Here is a 21,474-nt window from a genome sequence, read left to right on the forward strand (position 1 = left end):
CCATCGACTGAAATTACGGGAATCCCCCAATTTTCCGGAACTTCAAAAATGGTAATCTGGATTTAACAACACCGGTGAGGCTCAGCCTCCCCACTCACTCAAAAAGGGGCTGACTTTGGGGGTCAGCCCCTTTTTCTATTCAACACACTGATCTGAAATGCAAAAAGCCACGCCTTTCGGCGTGGCCTTGACGGATCAGCCAATGATCGCGTTCAGAGTCGCGCTGGGGCGCATGACTGCTGCGGTCTTGGCGGGATCGGTGTGATAGTACCCGCCCAGATCAGCAGGCGCGCCTTGTGCGGCGGCCAGTTCACCCAGGATCTGCTCTTCCTTATCGGCCAGTTCCTTGGCGATGGGCGCGAATTCGGCCGCCAGGTCCGCATCGTCGGATTGTGCCGCCAGAGCTTCCGCCCAGTAACGTGCAAACCAGTAGTGGCTGTCGCGGTTGTCGGGCTGGCCTACCTTGCGGCTGGGCGATTTGTTGTTGTCCAGAATGCCCTGCGTTGCGGCCTCGGCCGCGGCACCCAGAACACCGGCCTTGGCGTTGCCCTTGCTGTCGGCCAAAAAGTTCAGCGATTCACCCAGCGCACAGAACTCACCCATCGAGTCCCAACGCAGGTGGCTTTCTTCGACCAGCTGCTGCACGTGTTTCGGGGCCGAACCGCCCGCACCGGTTTCGAACAGACCGCCGCCATTCATCAGTTTGACGATGGACAGCATCTTGGCCGAGGTGCCCAGCTCCAGGATCGGGAACAGGTCGGTCAGGTAGTCCCGCAGAACATTGCCGGTGATGGCAATGCTGTCCTTGCCTGCCGTGATGGTCTCGAGTGATTGACGGGTTGCCTCACGCGGCGCCATGATCTGGAACTTGTCGGCCACACCTGCAGCCTCAAGCGCTGGTTTGACGTATTTGATCAGCTCGGCGTCATGGGCGCGGTTTGCGTCCAGCCAGAAGATCGCCTCGGACCCGGTCAGGCGCTGGCGGTCCATCGCCAGTTGAATCCAGTTCTCGATCGGCGCTTTCTTGACGGTGCAGGACCGCCAGATATCACCCTTTTCAACGTCATGGCTGAGCAATGTCTCGCCATTGGCCAGAACGACACGGATAGTCCCGTCGGCAGGCGCCTGGAACGTGGTCGGGTGCGAGCCGTATTCCTCGGCCTTCTGCGCCATCAGACCAACGTTGGCGACGGCACCGGCGGTGGCCGGGTTCAGCGCGCCATTGGCTTTGAAGAAGTTGACGGTCTCGTCATAGACACCGGCATAGCAGCGGTCGGGGATCACACAGTTGGTGTCACCCTTGGCACCGGTCTCATCCCAGCCCTTGCCGCCCGCGCGGATCACGGCAGGCATCGAGGCGTCGATGATCACGTCCGACGGCACGTGCAGGTTGGTGATGCCCTTGTCGCTGTCGACCATATACATCGACGGACGGTCGCCTTTCAGCGCGTCGATGGCGGCCACGATCTCGGCATTGCCCTTGATGCGGTCCAGCAGGTCACCCAGACCCGAGTTCGGGTTCACACCCAGCGCGTCCAGTTCGGCACCGAATTTCTCGAACACCGGGGCCAGCCAGGCTTTGACCGCATAGCCAAAGATGATCGGGTCCGACACTTTCATCATGGTCGCTTTCATGTGCAGCGAGAACATGGTGCCGTCTTTCTTGGTGTCTTCGATGGCCTCGGCCAGGAAGGAAGACAGGGCTTTGACGGACATGAAGGTCGCGTCTGCCACGGTGCCTTCATCCAGCGTCCAACCGTCTTTCAGAACTGTCACGCTGCCGTCTTTGCCGACGAATTCGATCTTTGCATCACCAGCTTGCGCGGCAGTGATGGTGGCCGATTTTTCATTTGCATAGAAATCGTTATCCGACATCGACGAGACTTTGGTTTTGCTGTCTGCGGACCACTCGCCCATCGAATGCGGGTTGTTCTGAGCGTAGTTTTTAACGGCCTTTGCCGCGCGGCGGTCGCTGTTGCCTTCGCGCAGAACCGGGTTCACGGCCGAGCCTTTGATGGCATCGTAACGCGCGCGGATCGCTTTTTCGGCGTCGTTTGCCGGTTCTTCCGGATAGTTCGGGATATCGTAACCCTGCGCCTGCAGCTCTTCGATCGCAGCAACCAGCTGCGGTACCGAGGCCGAGATGTTCGGCAGTTTGATCACGTTGGCCTCGGGCGTTTTCACCAGCTCACCCAGTGCGGCCAAATCGTCAGTGATACGCTGTGCATCGGTCAGGTTCTCCGGGAAGGTTGCCAGAATACGGCCCGCCAGCGAAATATCCTTAGTGCCAACGCTGACACCCGCGGCGCCAGCGAACTTGCGAATGATGGGCAGGAACGACGCGCTGGCCAGCTCGGGCGCTTCGTCTACAATGGTATACAATATATCGAAGTTCGATTTTTCTGCCATATTCTTTTACCTTTTTTAAGCCTTTCGGGGCGTGCGATCCAAGAGTGTGCCACGTCTTCGTGGCTGCGGATGGGGCGCGAGAATCCTACCGCCCCAAGGGTGACTCTGATTTGACAGGGCCTCCCTTAAAACAGGATGCGTTTCGGATCAATCCTCTAGTGGGGGCGCAAATTGACACGGGGGTTGGCGTTTGAGGTCAAGCCAATTCCAGTTTGATAGGCTGTTCCGACCGCAGTCCAGGTTTTTCTACTCGACTCCAAAATCCGCATACCCGCTGGACGCCGCAAGCTGCTGGACATAATCCGTGATCGTTTGACTCAAATGATCGGCAGAACCCGCCTCAGACTCTGGCGGCACTGACACACCGGTTTCTCGAATGAGGCAAAAGAAATACTCTCGATCAAAACGCCGGGCATCTTTCAGAAAGGTGTTAATCTCGTGCTGAGCCAGATCAGTTCTTCCTAATTCCGCATATGTTTGGGCACGGGTTATCCATTCTTGATTCCCGCGCAGGCCCAACCATTCATCGACCCTCTGACCCCATCTTTCGACAATCCCCTTTCGGACATAGGATCTTTGAGCGGTCCATCGGGCGTAGTCTTCAACGAATTCCACGCCTTTCTCCTCATCACCAATCTTCAGATGAACCATGGCCGGGAAAAACAGATTGGTGACTCCGTTTGACTCCAAACGAGACACTCCGTTCGCAGCCGCAAGACCCTTTTCGGCGTCACCTGTTCCGTTCAGGTGAAGCAATAATCGACCAAGGTGCACCCACATCTGATCGGGCCAACGTTTTTCCGCCTGAGTCAGAAACTTTTCCGTTCCGTCAAGTCCATCCACTTCGAAATGCGTGTTTGCCAGATTCCAACCCGCTTCTTTATAAGCCGGATCAATCTCCAGAGTTTTCTCATATCCCTCTATCGCATCCGCAAAATTGCCCTGACGCTGATCGAACCGCGCCTTGTAGTACCGGGATGGCGCACTGCTGGGATTAAGGGCGACCGCTTTGGAATAGGCTGTATCAGCGCCGGCCTCATCCTTCATGGCCTCCAGCGCCAAAGCACGCCTTAAAACCGGAGTTGCATCCAGGGGCTGAAGGACGGACGCCGCAGTGTAATCCGCGATCGCTTCATCATAGTGTTTGCCGGAATAATAAACCCAGCCGCGGGCAGAGATCAGCCTGCTCTGCTGCGCCGGGCTAAGGTCGTCGATCTTCATAAGCGCCGCGCAGGTGGAAACAACGTCGGCCATGCTGCCTTTGTTCCCCATGCAGGTCGCGGACATTTCCGTATAGTCGGGCTTGGGGTTCAGCGACCATATCACGGTCGCAATCACGATGATCAGGGCGGCAAGGCGTATCTTCATAAAGCCTCTATTTCGAAAACTGCTCTTCTATAGGTAGAAACCACCGTCCCCGAATTCAAGCTTTTCCAACCGGTTATACGCCCCACGTGTCGCTCAAACGATACCCGCCGGGCCAGGGGTCATCCGGGTCGAGCATGTGTTGATGCGTTCCAGTGATCCAGCCTCGGCCGCTGATTTCGGGGATGATGGCTGGGCGGTCGCCGACTTGGGCTTGCTCGACAATACGTCCGGTAAAGCGCGATCCGATGATCGACACCGCCTCGAAAGTCTGACCAACCGTCATTTGCCCTTTCGCGGCCATCAGGGCCATCCGGGCCGAGACCGCCGTGCCAGTGGGGGACCGGTCAACCTTGCCCGGCTGTATGGCGACCGCGGATTTGCCGGTCAGGCCGGTTTCGGTTTTATCCAGCGGCCCGCAAAAGGCGCAGAAGGAGATGTGATCCCAATCCGGGTTCTCGGGGTGGGTAAATCCAAGCTGTTCATTGGCCGCATTGGTGATGGCCACGCCCATGCGGGCAATGTCGCGGGCTTCGGCCTCGACGATCTCGAACCCCAATGCCGCTGCATCGACCACCACGAAACTGTCCCCACCATAGGCCGTATCCACGGTCAGGGTGCCGAGGCCCGGGACCTCCAGCGGGACCGATATCTTATCAACAAAGCTGGGCAGGTTCTGCACGAAAATGCGCTCGGCCTTGCCGTTTCGGCATTCGGCCCGGACCTTCACCAACCCGCCCGGCGCCTCAAGCGTCATGAGGGTCTCGGGCTCTTGCATCGGAATGATCCCGCCATCCAGCAACACCGTGGACACGCAGATCGAGTTTGAGCCGGACATGGGCGGTGTGTCTTCGGGCTCCATGATGATAAAGGCCGCGTCGGCCTCGGGGTGTTTCGGCGACACCAGCAGGTTGACATGCCGGAACACGCCGCCGCGCGGCTCGTTCAGCAAGAAGTTTCGCAGGGTCTGGTCCTGCGCGATGAAGGCGCGTTGTTCCCAAATGGTCGCGCCGGGTGGTGGTTGAACACCCCCGACGATGACATCGCCCACCTCACCTTCGGCATGGGCCGAGATCACGTGAATGGTTTTGATGCTGCGCATGACCTGTCCTCAAAAACGTGACGCCGAGAAGGGGGTCAGAGAAATCTGGGCCGGTTGATCGTCAATCAAAGCGCCAACCAGTTCCGCGGTTCCTGCCGATTGGGTCAGGCCCAGATGGCCGTGGCCGAATGCGTAGATCACGTCCCTTGCCTGTGGCGAGGCCCCAATCACCGGCAGGCTATCGGGCAGCGACGGACGAAACCCCATCCATTGCGCGCCGCCCTCCGTATTCAGGCCGGGCAGAAACTGCGTGGCTTTCTGCAACAGCGTATCAGCCCGTTTGAAATACGGGGGGATTTCCAGACCCCCCAGCTCAACCGCGCCGCCGATCCGGACGCCGCCATTGATCCGGCTGGCCACAAAACCGTGGCGCGAGAATGTCAGGTGCATTCGCAGGTCAAACGCGCCTTCAGGGAGGGTCGTGTTATAGCCGCGTTCGGTTTCCAGCGGGATGTGATCGCCGAGTGTCCGCGCAAGGTGATGAGACCACGCACCGGCGCACAGCACGACCTTGTCCGCCTCAATCTCACGGCCTGCCATCGTGATCCGCACGCCGCTGTCGATGGGAGTCAGTGTGCGGATTTCCTGATGATCGATCCGGCCACCCCGGTCCTGAAACGTTTTCGCCAGGTGTTCGACCCATTTTTTCGGGTCGACGGTGTTGATCCAGTTGGGCGTGAACCCGGCATGGGTGAACCGGGGGCTGAGACCGGGTTGTCTCTCGGCAATCGCTTCGCGGCTTTCCAACAGGTCAAATTCAATCCCATGCTGTCGGCGCAGCTCCCACGTAGGCAGGCTGGCGCGATACTCGGCCTCGCTTTCGTAAAGCTGCATCTGGCCGTCGCGCTGCATCATCGCCTCGCCGTCCACCGATGCGAGCAACCGGGTCAGGGCTGCGCTGGACAGTTCCATCAAACTGGCTTGAGCGCGTAGAAGGTCTTTGTAACGGCCTGGACGGCTGGCGCGCCAGAACCGATACATCCAAGGCGCGATCTTCACCGCATAGGCGGGCGGGATGGACAGCGGCCCCAGCGGGTCCAGCAGCCATTTCGGTGCCTTTTTCATGATGCCGGGGGTTGCCAGCGGCTCCACCTCGGAAAAGGCAAAAGCGCCGGCGTTTCCGGCCGAGGCCTGCGCGGCGATACCTTCTCGATCCAACACCAGAACGGAATGGCCCCGGCGCTGCAGTTCCAGCGCCGTTGTGATGCCGATGATACCGGCGCCGATCACAACGACCTGTTTGGTCATAGTTCTATGCCCTCTTTGAATGGGTCAGTGTCGTCAAATATCAGCGTAGCTTCGGCCATGATATGGGCCTGCCCGGTGATCGAGGGGATGACCCCTCCGTTCGGGCCCGGCTGATAGGACAGCCGATAGGCGCTGCCGATGACGCTGTGCTGGACGATTTCCTCACCAGGGGTCAGCGCGCCATCCGCAGCCAGGCAGGCCAGCCGCGCTGAGCTGCCGGTCCCACAGGGCGAACGGTCGTAGTTGTCGTCCGGACACAACACAAAGTTGCGGCTGTGGATTTTCAGGTCAGAAGACGCATCCTGAAAGATCACGTGATCGATCGGCTCGCCCTGCTCTCCTCCGATGCCCTGCGCGATCGAGGCCTTGCGGATCGCAACCGTCATATCGGTCAACTGCTGGATATTGCGGGTTTCGACCGGGATTGGGCTGGGGTCGACGATGAAAAACCAATTGCCGCCATAGGCAACATCCCCGGTTATCGCACCATAGCCCGGCACATCCAATGTCACATCGCTATGGACCCGTCGGCTTTCGATATTGGTGACGGTGACGGTGTTGGCATCGTGCAGATCAACCGTCACGACGCCCGCAGGCGTTTCGATCTTGTGCCGACCAACGCCAATCCGCCCCAGATGCGCCAGCGTGACCGTCAGGCCAATGGTGCCGTGGCCGCACATGCCCAGCACGGCGTCCACGTCGAAATAAACCACACCGGTCACGCAGGACGGGTCAACCGGCTCGACCAACAGCGCGCCGACCATGGCGGGTTGGCCGCGGGGCTCCAACATGATCGACCGGTAAAACCCTTCATGTTCGGTCGCCAGCCTGCGGGCGCGCTCGGCCAAGGGGCCAGAGCCCAGATCCGGCGCGCCGTCGAGGATGACCCGTGTCGGCTCACCCCCGGTATGGCTGTCGATCACATGCATTCAGCGATCACTCCACCCTGTTTTGACCAATCGGCGAACCATGTGCGGAACAGGTCGTATTGCTGTTCGCAGTAGTTGCGCTGCGCGTCGGTCAGCTCATCGGTTTCATTGAAGTGCAGACGGTATTCCTGTTCGCCGTTCAGCACCAGAAGATGCTTGTAATACAGCACCAGATCGGGGCCTTCGTCAAAGCTGGAAAGCACTTGAATCGCCTCGGTCAGTTCCTGCGCCCGCTGACGCGCCTCGGCATGGCCTTGTGCTGCCTTTTGGGACAGGGTGGCCAGCAACAGGGCCTCGCGCGGCAGGGCCGTGCCGATGCCGGTGATCGACCCGGTTGCACCGCAATTGACGAAGCCGTGGTAAACCTCGGTGTCCACGCCCACCATCAGGGTCACCTGATCGTCCTTACTGGTGATGTTTTCGGCCGCATAACGCAGGTCGTCCTTGCCGCCGAACTCCTTGAACCCGATCAGGTTGGAATGCTCGGCGCGCAGGGCAAAGAACAGATCAGCGCGGGTGGCGAAACCGTAATACGGGCTGTTGTAGATGATCGCAGGTACATCCGGCGCGGCGGACAGGATCGCCTTGAAATGGTTCTTTTGTGCCGACGGAGACGTACCGCGCGACAGCACCCGCGGTATCACCATCAGGCCGACCGCGCCGACCTTCTGTGCATGTGCCGCATGGGCCACGGCGGATTTGGTGTTGATGGCACCGGTGCCGACCACAACGGGCAACCCGGCAGCAACCAGCCGTTCAACCCCTTCCATCCGCTGCTCATCCGTCAGCAGCGGCCAGTCGCCCATCGATCCGCAATAGACAACCGCCGACATGCCCGCGTCGATCATCTGTTTCCCCTTGCGCACCAACGCGTCAAAATCCGGGGTACGGTCCGTCTTGCAGGGGGTCATGAGCGCAGGCATGGTGCCGGTGAAAACATTGGTCGACATCGGATCTATCCTTTGAAAATGCGGAGTCACGGCGGGCGGAACGAGCCCTTTGATTTCGCATAACGGATATTGGATACAAAATCCATAATAAATAATGCCACAAAAAAACGCGCCAAATCGCAGGATCGGCGCGTTCGATTTGGGGTGCTGCGTGATGGCTACCGGAACCGCTGGCCGGTTTCGGGATCGAACAGCATTGTGCGGTCCGGGCGAATGACAAGACCGATCCGCTCGCCCTGCTTGCTGCGTTGATCTTCGCGTTCTTCGACGATCAGCTTATCACCATTCGGCGTCAGCAGATACGAATAGCTGACCCCACCAAGCGCCTCGGTCAGATCAACGGTGCAGGTGTCACCCGTGCGGTCGATCTCAATGTGTTCCGGCCGGATACCCAGCGTGACCTTGTTCTGCCCTGCCGGCACGTTGGCCGTCACTTCCAGCGGTGCACCAAGCGCCGGGTGCGAGACCTTGCCGTCCGCATAGTCGCATTCAAGGAAATTCATCGCCGGAGAGCCAATAAAACCCGCCACAAACCGGTTGTCCGGATCACGATACAGATCCATCGGCGCACCGACCTGCTCAATCCGGCCATCCCGCAGCACCACGATCTTGTCGGCCATGGTCATCGCCTCGACCTGATCATGGGTCACATAGATCATCGTGGCACCGATTTCATTGTGCAGCCGCGCGATCTCAACCCGCATCTCGACACGCAGTTCAGCGTCGAGATTGGACAGAGGTTCGTCGAACAGAAACACCTCAGGCCCCCGCACGATAGCACGCCCAATGGCCACACGCTGACGCTGGCCCCCGGACAGTGCCTTGGGTTTGCGCTTGAGATACTGATCCAGCTTCAGGATATTCGACGCTTGCTGCACTTTCTGATCGATCTCGGACTTTGCGACACCGTTCATGCGCAGACCAAAGCCCATGTTTTCAGCCACCGTCATATGCGGGTACAGCGCATAGGTCTGGAAAACCATCGCCACGCCACGCTTGGCCGGGTCCATATGAGTCACGTCACGCGCGCCGATATGAATCTGCCCTTCGGTGGTCTCTTCAAGCCCGGCAATCATCCGCAGCAAGGTAGACTTGCCGCACCCCGAAGGGCCAACGAAGACGCAGAACTCACCATCCTCGATTTCCAGATCAATGCCGTGAATCACCTGCGTCTCGCCGTACCGCTTGATTGCCTGGTTCAGAGTCACACCTGTCATGTTGCTTGCATCCTGTCTGTATCGGCGCTTGGACGGGTCTCGGGGAACCGCCACGCCTGTGCTTCGGCTCCGATCTGTTCGGCCACGCGGCGAACTCGGGGCACCCAGGTTTCCAATTGTTCGAAATTCATCCGCTCGGTCGATCCTGTTACGGAAATCGCCCCCAGCATCCGCCCGCCCGAGGTCAGGATCGGACAGGCAATACAGATGATACCGGGTTCATGTTCCTCGTCATCGATGGCATAGCCGCGGCTGCGGATCAGTTCGAGGTCGGCCCGCAACGCCGCTTCGGACGTCAGGGTCTTGTCGGTAAACCGGTGGTAGCTTTGCTGCGATACGGCGCGGTCCAGCGCCGCCTCATCCAGAAACGCCATCATCGCCTTGCCCACTCCTGTGCAGTAGGCCGGGCCAACCTTTCCGGCCTGCGAGTACATCTCGATGGGCTGGGCGGCGTTACGCTTGTCAACATACAGCACCTGGCTGGAATCAAGCTGTGCCAGATGCACCGTTTCCCCGGTCTCGCGGCTGAGCGCATCCAGAAACGGCCGCGCAATCGGCGCCAGCGAGCTTTGTGTCCACGCCGCATGAGCCAACCGCACCAGCCGCAATCCCGGTGCGTATGTCTGCCGCTCGGGATCATAAGACAGCATCCCCTGATTGGTCAGCGTCTGCAGAAACCGATACAGCGTCGCCTTGGGAAAATCGCTGCTTTCCAGCAATTCGGCGAATCGGACCGGGCGGGCAAAAGCTGCCACCTGGTCCAGCACGTCACATGCTTTTCCTATTGTTCCGTCACCAGCCACGTGTGCCTGTTCTCCTCCCATTGACCCGCCGCTTTCCGCACGAGGGTCTTGACAAGACTAACCGAGTCGATGTGTAGTTTTCAATATGTAAAACACTGTTCCATTATTTGGAACTTAAAAAGCTACAAATGGAAGCTAAGGGAGGAAACCATGCATTCCATGTTCAAGCGCACAGCGGCGGCGCTGGCGGCCAGTGTGGCACTTGCCGCGCCTGTTGCGGCCGAGCTGACCGGCGAGCTCGTCATTTTTTCGGACATGCACGACCCTGCGCCTAGGGCTGTTATGGAAAACTTGGCCCAGCAGTTCGATGACCTGCACCCAAATCTTACTGTCGAACTCACAATCATTGATCGCGAGGCGTACAAAACTCAGATTCGTAACTTCCTCGGAGCCAATCCGCCCGACGTGGCGAACTGGTATGCTGCCAATCGCATGAAACCATACGTAGAAGCCGGCTTGTTCGAGGATGTTTCCGATCTGTGGACCGACCCCGCGATTGCCGACAACCTCGCTTCGACCAAAGGCGCGATGACCATCGACGGCAAGCAATGGGGGGTTCCCTACACATACTACCAGTGGGGCGTGTACTACCGCAAAGACATCTTCGACGAGTTGGGCCTGAGCGAACCCACCACTTGGGAGGAAGAGCTGGCCAACTGCCAGAAGATTGTCGATTCTGGACGTGCCTGTTACACGATCGGCACCAAGTTTCTGTGGACCGCAGGCGGCTGGTTCGACTACTTGAACATGCGCACCAACGGGTTCGAGTTCCACCAGCAACTTGCGAACGGCGAGGTTAGCTGGGAAGACGACCGTGTCAAACAAACCTTCGCCAACTGGAAGCAGCTGATCGACATGGGTGCGTTCATCGACAACCACCAGACGTATAGCTGGCAAGAGTCACTTCCCTTCATGGTCAAAGGTGATGCTGCCGCCTATCTGCTTGGGAACTTTATCGTGCCGTCGTTGCGCGACGCAGGTTTGACCGAGGATCAGATAGACTTTTACCAGTTCGTTGAAATCACACCCGACGTTCCAAAATCCGAGGACGCGCCAACCGACACGTTCCACATTCCGTCTGGCGCAAAAAATAAAGAAGCAGCACGTGAATTTCTGAAATTTGTTGTGTCCGCAGATGTTCAGACAGCGGCCAACGCAGGCGATGGCCTCGGCCAACTACCCGTGAATGCGCAATCTGCGGTGGATGATGACAAGTTCCTCCAGCAGGGTTTTGAAATGCTGTCGTCCAACAGCCCCGGCGGCGTCGCCCAGTTCTGGGACCGCGACGCACCCGCCGAAATGGCCAAAGTGTCGATGGAGGGTTTCCAAGAGTTCATGGTCAAGCCCGACAATCTGGATCGCATCCTGTCCAAACTCGAGCGCGCCCGTCAGCGCATCTACGAGAACTAAGCCGGTCAGGCCGGGCACAAGCCCGGCCTGCACCTCATCCTGCGTAAGGCGGGTGGTAACCCGTCTTACCCCTTTTACCTGAACCCCGAGTGTCCGCATGTCAGCCGTCGAAGCCCCCGAACACGAAAGCTGGTTCCACCGCAACCAACAGCGTATCGCGCCCTGGCTGTTTCTGGCCCCCGGCCTGCTGTTCTTCATGGTCTATGTGATCATCCCGGTGTTCCAGTCCTTCAACCTGTCGCTCTACGAATGGGATGGGCTCGGCGCGGCCGAATATGTCGGCGTCCGCAACTACGAAGATCTCTATTGGGAATGGGTGGACCGGGATGCATTCTACATCTCGCTGAAAAACAACCTGATCTGGCTGATCCTCTACCTCGCCGCGATCCCGGCGGGCCTCTTTATCGCGCTGTTCCTGAACCAGACGGTCTGGGGGATTCGCCTCTATAAATCACTGTTTTTCTTCCCCTTCGTTATTTCTCAGGTCGTTGTCGGCCTCGTGTTCACCTGGTTCTACGACCCGACCTTCGGCCTGCTGAACGAATTCCTCGGCCTGTTCGGCATGGGCCCGCTGAATGTCCTCGGCGACGAGCGTTTCGTCACCTATGGCATCATCTTCGCGGGCCTCTGGCCGCAGACAGCCTATTGCATGATCCTCTACCTCACCGGCCTGAACGCGGTGGACCCCGAACAGATCGAGGCCGGACGTCTGGACGGTGCCAAGGGCCTGCGGATGCTGTGGCACATCATTCTGCCGCAACTGCGCCCTGCCACCTTCATCGCCTTTGTCGTGACCATCATCGGTGCGTTGCGGTCCTTCGACCTGATCTCGATCATGACCCAAGGTGGCCCGTTCGGCTCATCCCGCGTGCTGGCCTATTACATGTTCGAGGTCGCCCTGTCCGAATACGGTTTCCGCATGGGGTATGGAGCCGCCATCGCGGTGGTTCTGTTCCTGATCATGCTCTGCTTCATCGCCTATTTCCTGTGGTCGATGTATCGCGAAGAAAGGGGGCACTGAGATGTTTCCCAAACCCGTCGAAAAACAACCCCGTGCGGCGCAAATCACCTATCAGGCCATGCTGCCGCTGGCGCTGTTGCTGTGGCTTGGCCCCCTGCTGGCGGTGGCGCTGTTCTCGGTCAAACCGGCGGCGGATTTCACCAACGCCAACTACTGGGGCATGCCGTCCAGCTTTGAGGGCGCGTTCAACTACGGCCAAGTGTTCTTCAACTCGGACATGCCGCGGTATCTGCTGAATTCATTTCTGATCACCATCCCCACGGTGATCGGAGCGGTCGCGCTCAGCTGCATGACTGGCTTCGCGCTTGGCATCTATAAGTTCAAATCGAACCTCTGGATCTTCTTCATGTTCGTGGCAGGCAACTTCGTGCCTTTCCAGATCCTGATGGTGCCGGTGCGCGACCTGACCCTGCAGCTTGGCCTCTACAACACCAAAACTGGCCTTGTCCTGTTCCACATCGCCTTCCAGACCGGGTTCTGCACGCTGTTCATGCGCAACTTCATCCGAGCGCTGCCTTTTGAACTGATCGAGGCCGCCCGCGTCGAAGGCATCAGCGAATGGCGCATCTTCTGGTACGTCGTCCTGCCGCTTATGAAGCCAGCCATCGCCGCGCTCAGCGTGCTGATCTTCACCTTCATCTGGAACGACTATTTCTGGGCCGTGGTCCTGACCCAAGGCGCTGAAAGCCAACCTGTCACCGCAGGGATCACCAGTTTCAACGCCCAGTTCCGCGCCGCCTATCAGTTGATGAGCGCCGGTTCCATCGTCGCGGCGCTTCCACCGGTGGCCATGTTCTTCCTCATGCAGAAGCACTTCATCGCGGGCCTGACCCTCGGTGCCGTAAAATAACGTCAAACCAGAGGTTTGCCTCAATGACAAAGATCACCTTTATCGGAGCAGGCTCCACGATCTTCATGCAGAACATCGTGGGCGACGCTCTGCTGACACCCTCGCTGGCAGGCAGCCACTTTGCGCTGATGGATATCGACCCCGAACGTCTTGCCGAAAGCGAGACCGTGGCCCGCGCCATGATCCGCTCGGTTGGAACGGGTGCGACCGTGTCCACCCATACCGACCGCCGCGCAGCGCTGGACGGGGCTGATTTCGTCATTACTGCCTTTCAGGTCGGTGGCTATCAACCTTGCACGGTCACTGATTTCGAAATCCCCAAACAGTACGGCCTGCGCCAGACCATCGCCGATACGTTGGGGATCGGAGGCATAATGCGCGGCCTGCGCACGGTTCCGGTTCTGTGGGATGTCGCGCAGGACATGATGCAGCTCTGCCCGAATGCGACCCTGCTGCAATATGTCAACCCGATGGCGATCAACACCTGGGCGCTGGCCGAGCAGTTCCCTACGCTGAAACATGTGGGCCTGTGCCACTCGGTCCAGAACACGGTCGAGGAACTGGCGCATGACCTCGACCTGCCCAAGGGCGACTTTCGTTACAAGGTCGCTGGCGTCAACCACGTCGCATTCTTTCTGCGGCTTGAACATCAGGGCCAAGACCTCTACCCCGCGCTGCGGCAGGGCTATGCCAGCGGCCAGCTTCCCAAAGCCCCTCTGCTGATGCCACGCTGTCCCAACAAAGTCCGCTATGAGGTCATGGACCATCTGGGCTATTTCTGCACTGAAAGCTCGGAACATCTGGCGGAATATGTCCCCTGGTTCATCAAGGACGGACGGCAGGACCTGATCGAGCAGTTCTCGATCCCGCTGGATGAATACCCCACCCGCTGCATCGAACAGGTCACCAGTTGGAAAGAACAGGCCAAGACCCTGACCGACGGCCGCGATATCAAGGTGACCCACAGTCACGAATTTGCCGCCGATCTGATGAACGCCATCGTGACCGACGCACCCTACGTGGCCTATGGCAACCTGCCGAATACAGGACAGATACCGCAATTGCCCTTGGGCGCAGCGGTTGAAACCCCCTGCCTGGTGGACAGCAACGGCGTGCAGCCTTCGGTCGTCACCAACATTCCACCCCAGCTGATTGCGCTGATGCGGACCCAAATCAACGTGCAGGAACTGACCGTTCGGGCGCTGGTCGACCAGAATCCGGAATACATCTATCACGCCGCCATGATGGACCCGCACACCGCAGCCGAACTGGATCTGCGCCAAATCCGCAGTATGGTGACAGACCTCCTGACCGCACATTCCGACTGGCTGCCTGACTGGTGCCGACCTGCCCGCGCCGCCTGATCTTCATCTTTTTTCAAATACTCAATTGCAACCCCAGCCACGAAAAGCACAGCCAGAAATGAAAAAACGCCGCTCACAACACTGGTATGGAAAGCTCGACAAAGACGGCTTCATCCACCGCTCGTGGATGAAGAACCAGGGCTTTCCCGATCACGCCTTTGACGGACGACCCATTATTGGCATCTGCAACACATGGTCGGAACTCACCCCCTGCAACTCGGGCCTGCGCGATCTGGCCGAGGGCGTCAAACGCGGTGTGTGGGAGGCCGGCGGCTTCCCGGTGGAATTCCCCGTCATGTCGCTGGGCGAGACCCAGATGAAGCCGACCGCCATGCTGTTCCGCAACCTTATGGCGATGGATGTCGAGGAGTCGATCCGCGCCTATGGGATCGACGGCGTGGTTCTGCTGGGCGGCTGTGACAAGACCACTCCCGGACAACTGATGGGCGCAGCCTCGGTCGATCTGCCATCCATCGTTGTCAGCTCCGGCCCGATGCTGAACGGCAAATTCCGCGGCAAGGATATTGGCTCGGGCACGGATGTCTGGAAATTCTCCGAGGCCGTGCGGGCCGGAGAAATGACCCTGCAGGATTTCATGAACGCCGAATCCGGCATGTCCCGCAGCGCGGGTGTTTGCATGACCATGGGGACAGCCAGCACCATGGCCTCGCTGGTCGAGGCAATGGGCATGTCCCTGCCCACCAACGCTGCCCTGCCCGCCGTCGACGCCCGCCGGATGGCACTGGCGCATCTGACCGGCAAACGGATTGTCGAGATGGTGGACGAGGACCTCAAACCTTCGGACATTCTGACCAAGGAAGCGTTCGAGAATGCCATCCTCGCCAATGCAGCCGTTGGAGGATCGACCAATGCGGTGGTGCATCTTCTGGCGTTGGCGGGTCGCGTCGGCGTGGACCTGACGCTGAAGGATTTTGAAATCGGGTCCGAAATCCCGCTACTCGTCAACTGTATGCCCTCGGGCAAATACCTGATGGAAGATTTCTGCTACGCAGGCGGCGTGCCGGTTGTGCTGAACGAACTCAAACCCTTCCTGCGCCCGGCAAAAACCGTGCTGAACAAGGATATCTCGGCCCATTACGAAGGAGCCGAGTGTTTCAACACCGACGTCATTCGCCCCTTCAACGATCCGGTGAAACCCGCCGCCGGGCTACGCGTTCTGCGCGGCAACCTTGCGCCCAACGGTGCCATCGTGAAGCCCTCGGCGGCGACGGACGCTCTGCTGGAAACCGAGGCCGAGGCGTATGTTTTTGAGAACATCGAAGACCTGAAGGCCAATATCGACCGCGATGACCTTCCGGTCACGCCCGAGACGATACTGGTGCTCAAAGGCTGTGGTCCCAAGGGTTATCCGGGGATGCCCGAGGTCGGCAACATGCCGATCCCGGCCAAGCTGGTGAAAGAAGGCGTCCGCGACATGATCCGCATCTCGGACGCGCGTATGTCCGGCACCGCCTATGGCACCGTCATCCTACATGTCAGCCCCGAGGCGCAGGCCGGCGGCACACTGGCGCTGGTCAAAACTGGTGATCGCATCCGCGTGTCGGCCGGCAAGGGCGAGCTGGAACTGTTGGTAGACGAAAAGGAACTGGACGCCCGCCGCGCCGCGTGGCAACCGGACGACCCGCACTACACCCGGGGTTACGCGAAACTCTATATCGACCACGTGCTGCAAGCCGACCAGGGCGCGGACCTAGATTTCCTCGTCGGCAAAGACACCCGCCTTGTGACCAGAGAGAGCCACTGATGGATCAACCAGCCACTTTCCACGATCTCAACGGGGCTTCGGTCTATATCACCGGCGGCGGCTCGGGCGTAGGTGCTGCGCTGACGGATGGATTCCTGGCCCAGGGCGCCAATGTCGCCTTCATCGGCCGCTCGGACGCCAGCGAGTTTATCGAGCAGATGCGCGACAAACACGGCCGCGCGCCGCTGTTCATGCAGGGCGACATGACGGATACCGAACTGCTGCACGCCACCATGCAAAAGGCCGCCGAGGCGCATGGCCCCCTGAAGGTACTGATCAATAACGCCGCCAACGACAAACGTCACTCGCTTGAGGAAACCACGACCGAATTCTGGGACTGGATGGTCGAAGTGAACCTAAAGGCCTATTACTTCGCCTGTCAGGAGGCCGCCCGGCAGATGCAGGGCAAAGGCGGGGCGATCGTCAATTTCAGTTCGATCAGCTATATGATGGGCAATGCGGGCTATCCGATTTACACCACTTCGAATGCCGGAATCACCGGGATGACGCGGTCTCTGGCCCGCGAGTTGGGGCCGCAGAACATTCGCGTCAATGCGCTGGCCCCCGGTTGGGTTCTAACCCAAAAACAGCTGGACATGTGGGCCACGCCCGAGGATCTGGCCGCGCATATGGATCGCCAATGCCTGAAAGAACATCTGACGCCCGAAGACATGATCGCACCGACCTTGTTCCTGGCCTCAGACGCCAGCCGCGCGATGACCGGGCAATGCATGGCCGTCGATGGCGGCGTCGTCGTAACGGGGTAAAGCCATGAATACAGAATGGATTGCTGTCGATTGGGGAACGTCCCATCTGCGGGCCTGGGCGATGCAGGGCGATACCGTGTTGGATCAGGCGCAGTCGGACAAAGGCATGGCGCGGGTGGACAAGGACGGGTTCCAACCCGCTTTGTTCGAATTGATCGAAGGCTGGCTGGGCAGCGCTCCGATTGAAGTGATCGCCTGCGGCATGGTGGGCGCGCGTCAAGGCTGGGTCGAGGCCCCCTACTCCGCCGTTCCATGCGAACCCACGCCGGTTGCCCCGTTCCGTGTGCCGGGGACCGACCCCCGCATCCGCGCCTTCGTGGTGCCCGGTCTGAAACAGACCGCACCGCCGGATGTCATGCGTGGCGAGGAGACCCAGATCGCGGGCTTTCTGTCCACACATCACAACTGGGACGGGGTGATCTGCCTGCCCGGCACCCACACCAAATGGGTGCAGGTCAGCGCCGGAGAGGTCGTCAGTTTCCGCACCTTCATGACCGGAGAGATGTTCGATCTGCTGGCCGGTCACTCAGTGCTGAAACACTCGGTTGGTCAGGGGTGGGACGACGCTGCCTTTGCCGAGGCTGCCGCAGATACCCTGTCCAAACCCGAACAACTGGCTGCGCGGCTGTTTGGCCTGCGCGCCGCCGATCTGTTGCAGGGTCAGGATGGCGGTATCATACGGGCACAGCTTTCCGGCTTTCTGATCGGCGCGGAACTGGCCGCGACTCGCCCCTATTGGCTGGGCCAGCAACTGGCGATCATCGGGGCCGAGGGTTTGTCCGGCACCTACACCAAGGCCCTGCAACAGCAGGGCGCGTTTGTCGAAACTGCCAACAGCACGCAGTGCACATTGGCTGGCCTGCTACAGGCCCGCAACCTGACGAGGCAAACCGCATGAGCCGCCCCATCATCGCCATTCTGCGCGGTCTGCACCCGTCTGATGCCGCCGCCACCGGTCACGCCCTGATCAACGCCGGGATCGACAAAATCGAAGTGCCGTTGAACTCACCCAATCCGCTGGAGTCGATTAGTATTCTGGCCGCGGAATTCGGTGACCGCGCCCTGATCGGCGCAGGCACCGTTCTGACCACGGATCAGGTGGACGCGGTGGCCAACGTTGGCGGCAGGCTGATCGTGTCGCCGAATTGCGACCCTGATGTCATCTCGCACACCCATCGGCTGGGTCTGGAAAGCTGGCCCGGCATCTTCACCCCGACCGAAGCATTTGCGGCCCTCAAAGCCGGAGCCTCCGGCCTGAAACTGTTCCCCGGCGCGCTGGCCGGTCCGGCGGGGCTGTCCGCCTTGCGCGCGGTGTTGCCCAAGGGCACGCTGGTCTATGCCGTCGGCGGCGCGGGGCCTGAGAACTTCGACCAATGGATCAAGGCCGGCGCCGACGGGTTCGGCATCGGATCGGCGTTGTTCAAGCCCGGCATGGCCATTTCTGAGATCGCAGATCTCGCTGCGCGGATCGTGGCCGCCTATGATGAGGCCGCCGGATGAGCATTGTCTACGACGACCGCCCCTGCGAGCTGGGCGAGGGGCCGCTTTGGCACCCTGAGCGGCAACAGCTTTTCTGGTTCGATATCGTCGGCAAACGCCTGATGACGCGGGAAAACGGCAAACATCAAAGCTGGCATTTTGACGAACATGTCTCGGCTGCAGGCTGGGTCGACCGGGACACCCTGTTGATCGCCTCTGAATCCGGGCTTTGGCGATTCAGCCTGAAGTCCGGGCAGAAAGAACTGATCTCCCCACTTGAGGCGGGCAACCCGATCACCCGCTCGAACGACGGGCGTGCAGACCCCTGGGGCGGGTTCTGGATCGGAACGATGGGCAAAAACGCCGAACCCGGCGCAGGTGCGATCTATCGGTACTGGCGGGGCGAATTGCGGCAACTGGTGCCAAACGTCACGATCTCGAATGCGATCTGTTTCGCTCCGGATCGATCCTGCGCCTATTACGCGGATACGGTCACGAAACAGGTCATGCGCTGGCCTCTGAACCCGGAAACCGGCTGGCCCGAGGGCGAAAGCACGGTTTTTCTGGACTTCCGCATCGATGGGCTGAACCCGGATGGGGCGGTCGTTGACATCGACGGCAACATCTGGATCGCCCAATGGGGCGCAAGCCGTGTGGCCGCCTATACCCCTGCGGGTCAGGTCCTGACGGCGGTCGTCTTTGAGGCCGCGCATACTTCCTGCCCCGCATTCGGCGGCGAAGACCTGACAACCTTGTTCTGCACCACCGCACGCGAGGGGCTGGATGCAGAGACTTTGGCCAAACATCCAACCAACGGCATGACCTTTGCCGCCCCTGGCGCGGGCAAGGGGCAAGCCGAACACAGAGTCCTTCTATGAAGCCCGAACTTGGCGTCTGCTACTACCCCGAACACTGGCCCGAAGAGATGTGGGCCGAGGATGCCGCCCGCATGGTGGAAACCGGTCTGAGCTGGGTGCGGATCGGCGAATTTGCCTGGAGCCGGATGGAGCCCACGCCGGGCGATCTGCAATTCGACTGGCTGGACCGTGCGATCGAGGTGCTGGGGGCTGCGGGATTGAAGGTAGTGCTGGGCACGCCAACGGCAACGCCACCACGTTGGATGTTGGACAAACACCCTGACATGCTGGCCGTGGAAACTCAGGGGCAACAGCGCAAGTTCGGGTCACGCAGGCATTATTGCTTTAGCCATCAGGGCTATATCGAGGAGTGCACCCGCATCGCGCGGATCATGGGGGAACGCTACGGACGCAACCCACATATAGCCGCGTGGCAGATCGACAACGAATACGGCTGCCACGAAACGACGGTCAGCTACAGCCAAACGGCCTTGCAGGCGTTTCGGCGGTGGCTGGCGGATCAGTATGGCTCGGTTGAGGCGCTGAACGCGGCATGGGGCAATGTGTTCTGGGCGATGGAATACGACAGCTTTGATCAGATCGACCTGCCTAACCTGACGGTGACCGAGCCCAACCCCGCCCATGTTCTGGCCTTTCGCCGCTTCAGCTCGGATCAGGTGGCGGTGTTCAACAAGGCGCAGGTCGATGTGTTGCGGCCACTGACCGATGCGCCGCTGTTGCACAACTATATGGGGCGGATACTGGATTTCGACCATTTCAAGGTCGGCCAGGATCTGGATATCGCCACATGGGACAGCTATCCGATCGGGTTCCTGTCGGACCGGCTTGAGGCCGACGAGGCACATAAATCCGCGTTCCTGCAGCAGGGCGACCCGGACATGCAGGCCTTTCACCACGACCTCTACCGCGCCGTTGGACGCGGTCGCTGGTGGGTGATGGAGCAACAGCCCGGTCCGGTGAACTGGGCCCCGTACAATCCCGCCCCCCTGCCCGGCATGGTGCGCCTTTGGTCGCTTGAGGCGGTGGCGCATGGGGCCGAGGTGGTCAGCTACTTCCGCTGGCGCCAGGCTCCGTTCGGGCAGGAACAGATGCACGCAGGGCTACTGACCCCGAACAATGCCCCCGCCCCGGCCTTGGCCGAGGCCCGTCAGACCGCCGATGATCTGGCTGACCTGGGCGCGGTCACCCAGACACAGGCAGACGTGGCAATTCTGTTCGATTACGCGTCGGACTGGGCGTGGACCACACAGCCGCAAGGGGCCGGGTTCAACTATTTCCGGCTGGTCTTCTCGGCTTATCGGGCGCTGCGACGGGCCGGGTTGTCGGTGGATATCCTCTCGGCGTCCGAACCAGCCACCGCAGGGTACAAGCTGATCCTCGCACCCGGCCTGGCCACGTTGGACGATAAGATAGAACGGCGCGCGGGCGAGTTGACACTCTATGGTCCCCGCAGCGGAGCCATCACGCAAGATTTTCAGATTCCGGAAACGCGCCCCGGCCTGCGTGAACTGGATTGCGAGGTCGACCTGGTCGAAACCCTGCCCCCGAACGTGCGCCGCGAGGTCGTTGGCGGCGGCGCGGCCCAGCACTGGATCGATCGCCTGTCCGGCAGCACCCCGGACCTGCTGACCTATGCCGACGGAACATCTGCCCTGAAGGGTGAGAACGGGGTCTGGTATCTGTCCGGTTTCCCGGATGAGGCCCTGTGGGACCGGGTGATCGCACTGGCGGCGCAAGAGGTCGGGCTGACCTTGCATCCGCTGCCCGAAGGATTGCGGCGGCGCGAGACCGAAAAGCACGTATTTTTGATCAACTACAATTCTGTCCCCGTGTCGTGGAACGGGCATGAGATCGGCGCCTGCGATGTGTTGATCCTGAAAAAACACACGCCCGAAGAGCGGTAACTCTTCGGGCGCG

General features: G+C 60.0%; 18 protein-coding genes. 10 read left to right on the forward strand and 8 right to left on the reverse strand.

What is annotated here, in order from left to right:
• Positions 1-195 precede the first annotated feature (195 nt).
• From ACR0DO_RS11085 to ACR0DO_RS11120, 8 genes are all read right to left on the reverse strand, one after another.
• The gene (locus ACR0DO_RS11085) at positions 196-2,409 is read right to left on the reverse strand and encodes an NADP-dependent isocitrate dehydrogenase (RefSeq protein WP_480558699.1); all 2,214 of its coding nucleotides are present in this window, start codon (positions 2,407-2,409) and stop codon (positions 196-198) included.
• 246 nt (positions 2,410-2,655) lie between these two features.
• Positions 2,656-3,777, reverse strand: a complete 1,122-nt coding sequence (locus ACR0DO_RS11090; protein ID WP_480558701.1) for a tetratricopeptide repeat protein — start codon at positions 3,775-3,777, stop codon at positions 2,656-2,658.
• 73 nt (positions 3,778-3,850) lie between these two features.
• The gene (locus ACR0DO_RS11095; RefSeq protein WP_480558703.1) at positions 3,851-4,876 is read right to left on the reverse strand and encodes a trans-3-hydroxy-L-proline dehydratase; all 1,026 of its coding nucleotides are present in this window, start codon (positions 4,874-4,876) and stop codon (positions 3,851-3,853) included.
• 9 nt (positions 4,877-4,885) lie between these two features.
• The gene (locus tag ACR0DO_RS11100) at positions 4,886-6,124 is read right to left on the reverse strand and encodes an NAD(P)/FAD-dependent oxidoreductase (protein WP_480558705.1); all 1,239 of its coding nucleotides are present in this window, start codon (positions 6,122-6,124) and stop codon (positions 4,886-4,888) included.
• Entirely contained in the window at positions 6,121-7,053 is a 933-nt protein-coding gene (locus ACR0DO_RS11105) for a 4-hydroxyproline epimerase (RefSeq protein ID WP_480558707.1), read from the reverse strand. Before ACR0DO_RS11105 ends, ACR0DO_RS11100 begins: the two co-directional genes overlap by 4 nt.
• Complete coding sequence (locus ACR0DO_RS11110; RefSeq protein ID WP_480558709.1) at positions 7,044-8,003, reverse strand: dihydrodipicolinate synthase family protein; 960 nt, start codon at positions 8,001-8,003, stop codon at positions 7,044-7,046. Before ACR0DO_RS11110 ends, ACR0DO_RS11105 begins: the two co-directional genes overlap by 10 nt.
• A 158-nt stretch (positions 8,004-8,161) precedes the next feature.
• Positions 8,162-9,220 (reverse strand): ABC transporter ATP-binding protein, encoded by a 1,059-nt coding sequence (locus ACR0DO_RS11115; RefSeq protein WP_480558711.1) that lies wholly within the window; start codon positions 9,218-9,220, stop codon positions 8,162-8,164.
• Positions 9,217-10,023, reverse strand: a complete 807-nt coding sequence (locus ACR0DO_RS11120; RefSeq protein WP_170446610.1) for an IclR family transcriptional regulator — start codon at positions 10,021-10,023, stop codon at positions 9,217-9,219. The genes ACR0DO_RS11115 and ACR0DO_RS11120 overlap by 4 nt, the downstream gene beginning before the upstream one ends.
• Before the next feature lie 150 nt (positions 10,024-10,173).
• Here ACR0DO_RS11120 and ACR0DO_RS11125 point away from each other — a divergent pair, with 150 nt between their 5' ends.
• The 10 genes from ACR0DO_RS11125 (at position 10,174) to ACR0DO_RS11170 (ending at position 21,461) form a co-directional block, all read left to right on the forward strand.
• Positions 10,174-11,433, forward strand: a complete 1,260-nt coding sequence (locus tag ACR0DO_RS11125) for an ABC transporter substrate-binding protein (RefSeq protein ID WP_480558713.1) — start codon at positions 10,174-10,176, stop codon at positions 11,431-11,433.
• Between the two features lie 97 nt (positions 11,434-11,530).
• The gene (locus tag ACR0DO_RS11130; protein WP_480558715.1) at positions 11,531-12,454 is read left to right on the forward strand and encodes a carbohydrate ABC transporter permease; all 924 of its coding nucleotides are present in this window, start codon (positions 11,531-11,533) and stop codon (positions 12,452-12,454) included.
• A 1-nt stretch (position 12,455) separates the two neighbouring features.
• A complete protein-coding gene (locus ACR0DO_RS11135) occupies positions 12,456-13,304 on the forward strand; it encodes a carbohydrate ABC transporter permease (RefSeq protein WP_480558717.1) in 849 nt (282 codons plus the stop codon).
• Positions 13,305-13,327: 23 nt separating this feature from the next.
• Positions 13,328-14,668 (forward strand): alpha-galactosidase, encoded by a 1,341-nt coding sequence (gene melA, locus ACR0DO_RS11140; RefSeq protein WP_480558719.1) that lies wholly within the window; start codon positions 13,328-13,330, stop codon positions 14,666-14,668.
• A gap of 58 nt (positions 14,669-14,726) precedes the next feature.
• Positions 14,727-16,433, forward strand: a complete 1,707-nt coding sequence (locus ACR0DO_RS11145; RefSeq protein ID WP_480558721.1) for an IlvD/Edd family dehydratase — start codon at positions 14,727-14,729, stop codon at positions 16,431-16,433.
• Positions 16,433-17,200: an SDR family NAD(P)-dependent oxidoreductase gene (locus ACR0DO_RS11150; RefSeq protein ID WP_480558723.1), complete on the forward strand. Its 768-nt coding sequence runs from the start codon at positions 16,433-16,435 to the stop codon at positions 17,198-17,200. The genes ACR0DO_RS11145 and ACR0DO_RS11150 overlap by 1 nt, the downstream gene beginning before the upstream one ends.
• Before the next feature lie 4 nt (positions 17,201-17,204).
• On the forward strand, positions 17,205-18,098 hold the full coding sequence (locus tag ACR0DO_RS11155) for a 2-dehydro-3-deoxygalactonokinase (protein ID WP_480558725.1): 894 nt from the start codon (positions 17,205-17,207) through the stop codon (positions 18,096-18,098).
• The gene (locus ACR0DO_RS11160) at positions 18,095-18,700 is read left to right on the forward strand and encodes a 2-dehydro-3-deoxy-6-phosphogalactonate aldolase (protein ID WP_480558727.1); all 606 of its coding nucleotides are present in this window, start codon (positions 18,095-18,097) and stop codon (positions 18,698-18,700) included. Before ACR0DO_RS11155 ends, ACR0DO_RS11160 begins: the two co-directional genes overlap by 4 nt.
• Positions 18,697-19,557 (forward strand): SMP-30/gluconolactonase/LRE family protein, encoded by an 861-nt coding sequence (locus tag ACR0DO_RS11165; protein WP_480558729.1) that lies wholly within the window; start codon positions 18,697-18,699, stop codon positions 19,555-19,557. Before ACR0DO_RS11160 ends, ACR0DO_RS11165 begins: the two co-directional genes overlap by 4 nt.
• Positions 19,554-21,461 carry a beta-galactosidase gene (locus ACR0DO_RS11170; RefSeq protein ID WP_480558731.1) on the forward strand — a complete coding sequence of 636 codons (1,908 nt, stop codon included), beginning with the start codon at positions 19,554-19,556 and terminating at the stop codon, positions 21,459-21,461. The genes ACR0DO_RS11165 and ACR0DO_RS11170 overlap by 4 nt, the downstream gene beginning before the upstream one ends.
• Positions 21,462-21,474 lie beyond the last annotated feature (13 nt).

The organism is Ruegeria sp. AM9 (assembly GCF_056540565.1).

Excerpts from the sequence above, each read along its gene's own strand:
- ACR0DO_RS11085 (WP_480558699.1), bottom strand. The coding sequence starts at position 2,409 with ATGGCAGAAAAATCGAACTTCGATATATTGTATACCATTGTAGACGAA.
- ACR0DO_RS11090 (WP_480558701.1), bottom strand. The coding sequence starts at position 3,777 with ATGAAGATACGCCTTGCCGCCCTGATCATCGTGATTGCGACCGTGATA.
- ACR0DO_RS11095 (WP_480558703.1), bottom strand. The coding sequence starts at position 4,876 with ATGCGCAGCATCAAAACCATTCACGTGATCTCGGCCCATGCCGAAGGT.
- ACR0DO_RS11100 (WP_480558705.1), bottom strand. The coding sequence starts at position 6,124 with ATGACCAAACAGGTCGTTGTGATCGGCGCCGGTATCATCGGCATCACA.
- ACR0DO_RS11105 (WP_480558707.1), bottom strand. The coding sequence starts at position 7,053 with ATGCATGTGATCGACAGCCATACCGGGGGTGAGCCGACACGGGTCATC.
- ACR0DO_RS11110 (WP_480558709.1), bottom strand. The coding sequence starts at position 8,003 with ATGTCGACCAATGTTTTCACCGGCACCATGCCTGCGCTCATGACCCCC.
- ACR0DO_RS11115 (WP_480558711.1), bottom strand. The coding sequence starts at position 9,220 with ATGACAGGTGTGACTCTGAACCAGGCAATCAAGCGGTACGGCGAGACG.
- ACR0DO_RS11125 (WP_480558713.1), top strand. The coding sequence starts at position 10,174 with ATGCATTCCATGTTCAAGCGCACAGCGGCGGCGCTGGCGGCCAGTGTG.
- ACR0DO_RS11130 (WP_480558715.1), top strand. The coding sequence starts at position 11,531 with ATGTCAGCCGTCGAAGCCCCCGAACACGAAAGCTGGTTCCACCGCAAC.
- ACR0DO_RS11135 (WP_480558717.1), top strand. The coding sequence starts at position 12,456 with ATGTTTCCCAAACCCGTCGAAAAACAACCCCGTGCGGCGCAAATCACC.
- melA (WP_480558719.1), top strand. The coding sequence starts at position 13,328 with ATGACAAAGATCACCTTTATCGGAGCAGGCTCCACGATCTTCATGCAG.
- ACR0DO_RS11145 (WP_480558721.1), top strand. The coding sequence starts at position 14,727 with ATGAAAAAACGCCGCTCACAACACTGGTATGGAAAGCTCGACAAAGAC.
- ACR0DO_RS11150 (WP_480558723.1), top strand. The coding sequence starts at position 16,433 with ATGGATCAACCAGCCACTTTCCACGATCTCAACGGGGCTTCGGTCTAT.
- ACR0DO_RS11155 (WP_480558725.1), top strand. The coding sequence starts at position 17,205 with ATGAATACAGAATGGATTGCTGTCGATTGGGGAACGTCCCATCTGCGG.
- ACR0DO_RS11160 (WP_480558727.1), top strand. The coding sequence starts at position 18,095 with ATGAGCCGCCCCATCATCGCCATTCTGCGCGGTCTGCACCCGTCTGAT.
- ACR0DO_RS11165 (WP_480558729.1), top strand. The coding sequence starts at position 18,697 with ATGAGCATTGTCTACGACGACCGCCCCTGCGAGCTGGGCGAGGGGCCG.
- ACR0DO_RS11170 (WP_480558731.1), top strand. The coding sequence starts at position 19,554 with ATGAAGCCCGAACTTGGCGTCTGCTACTACCCCGAACACTGGCCCGAA.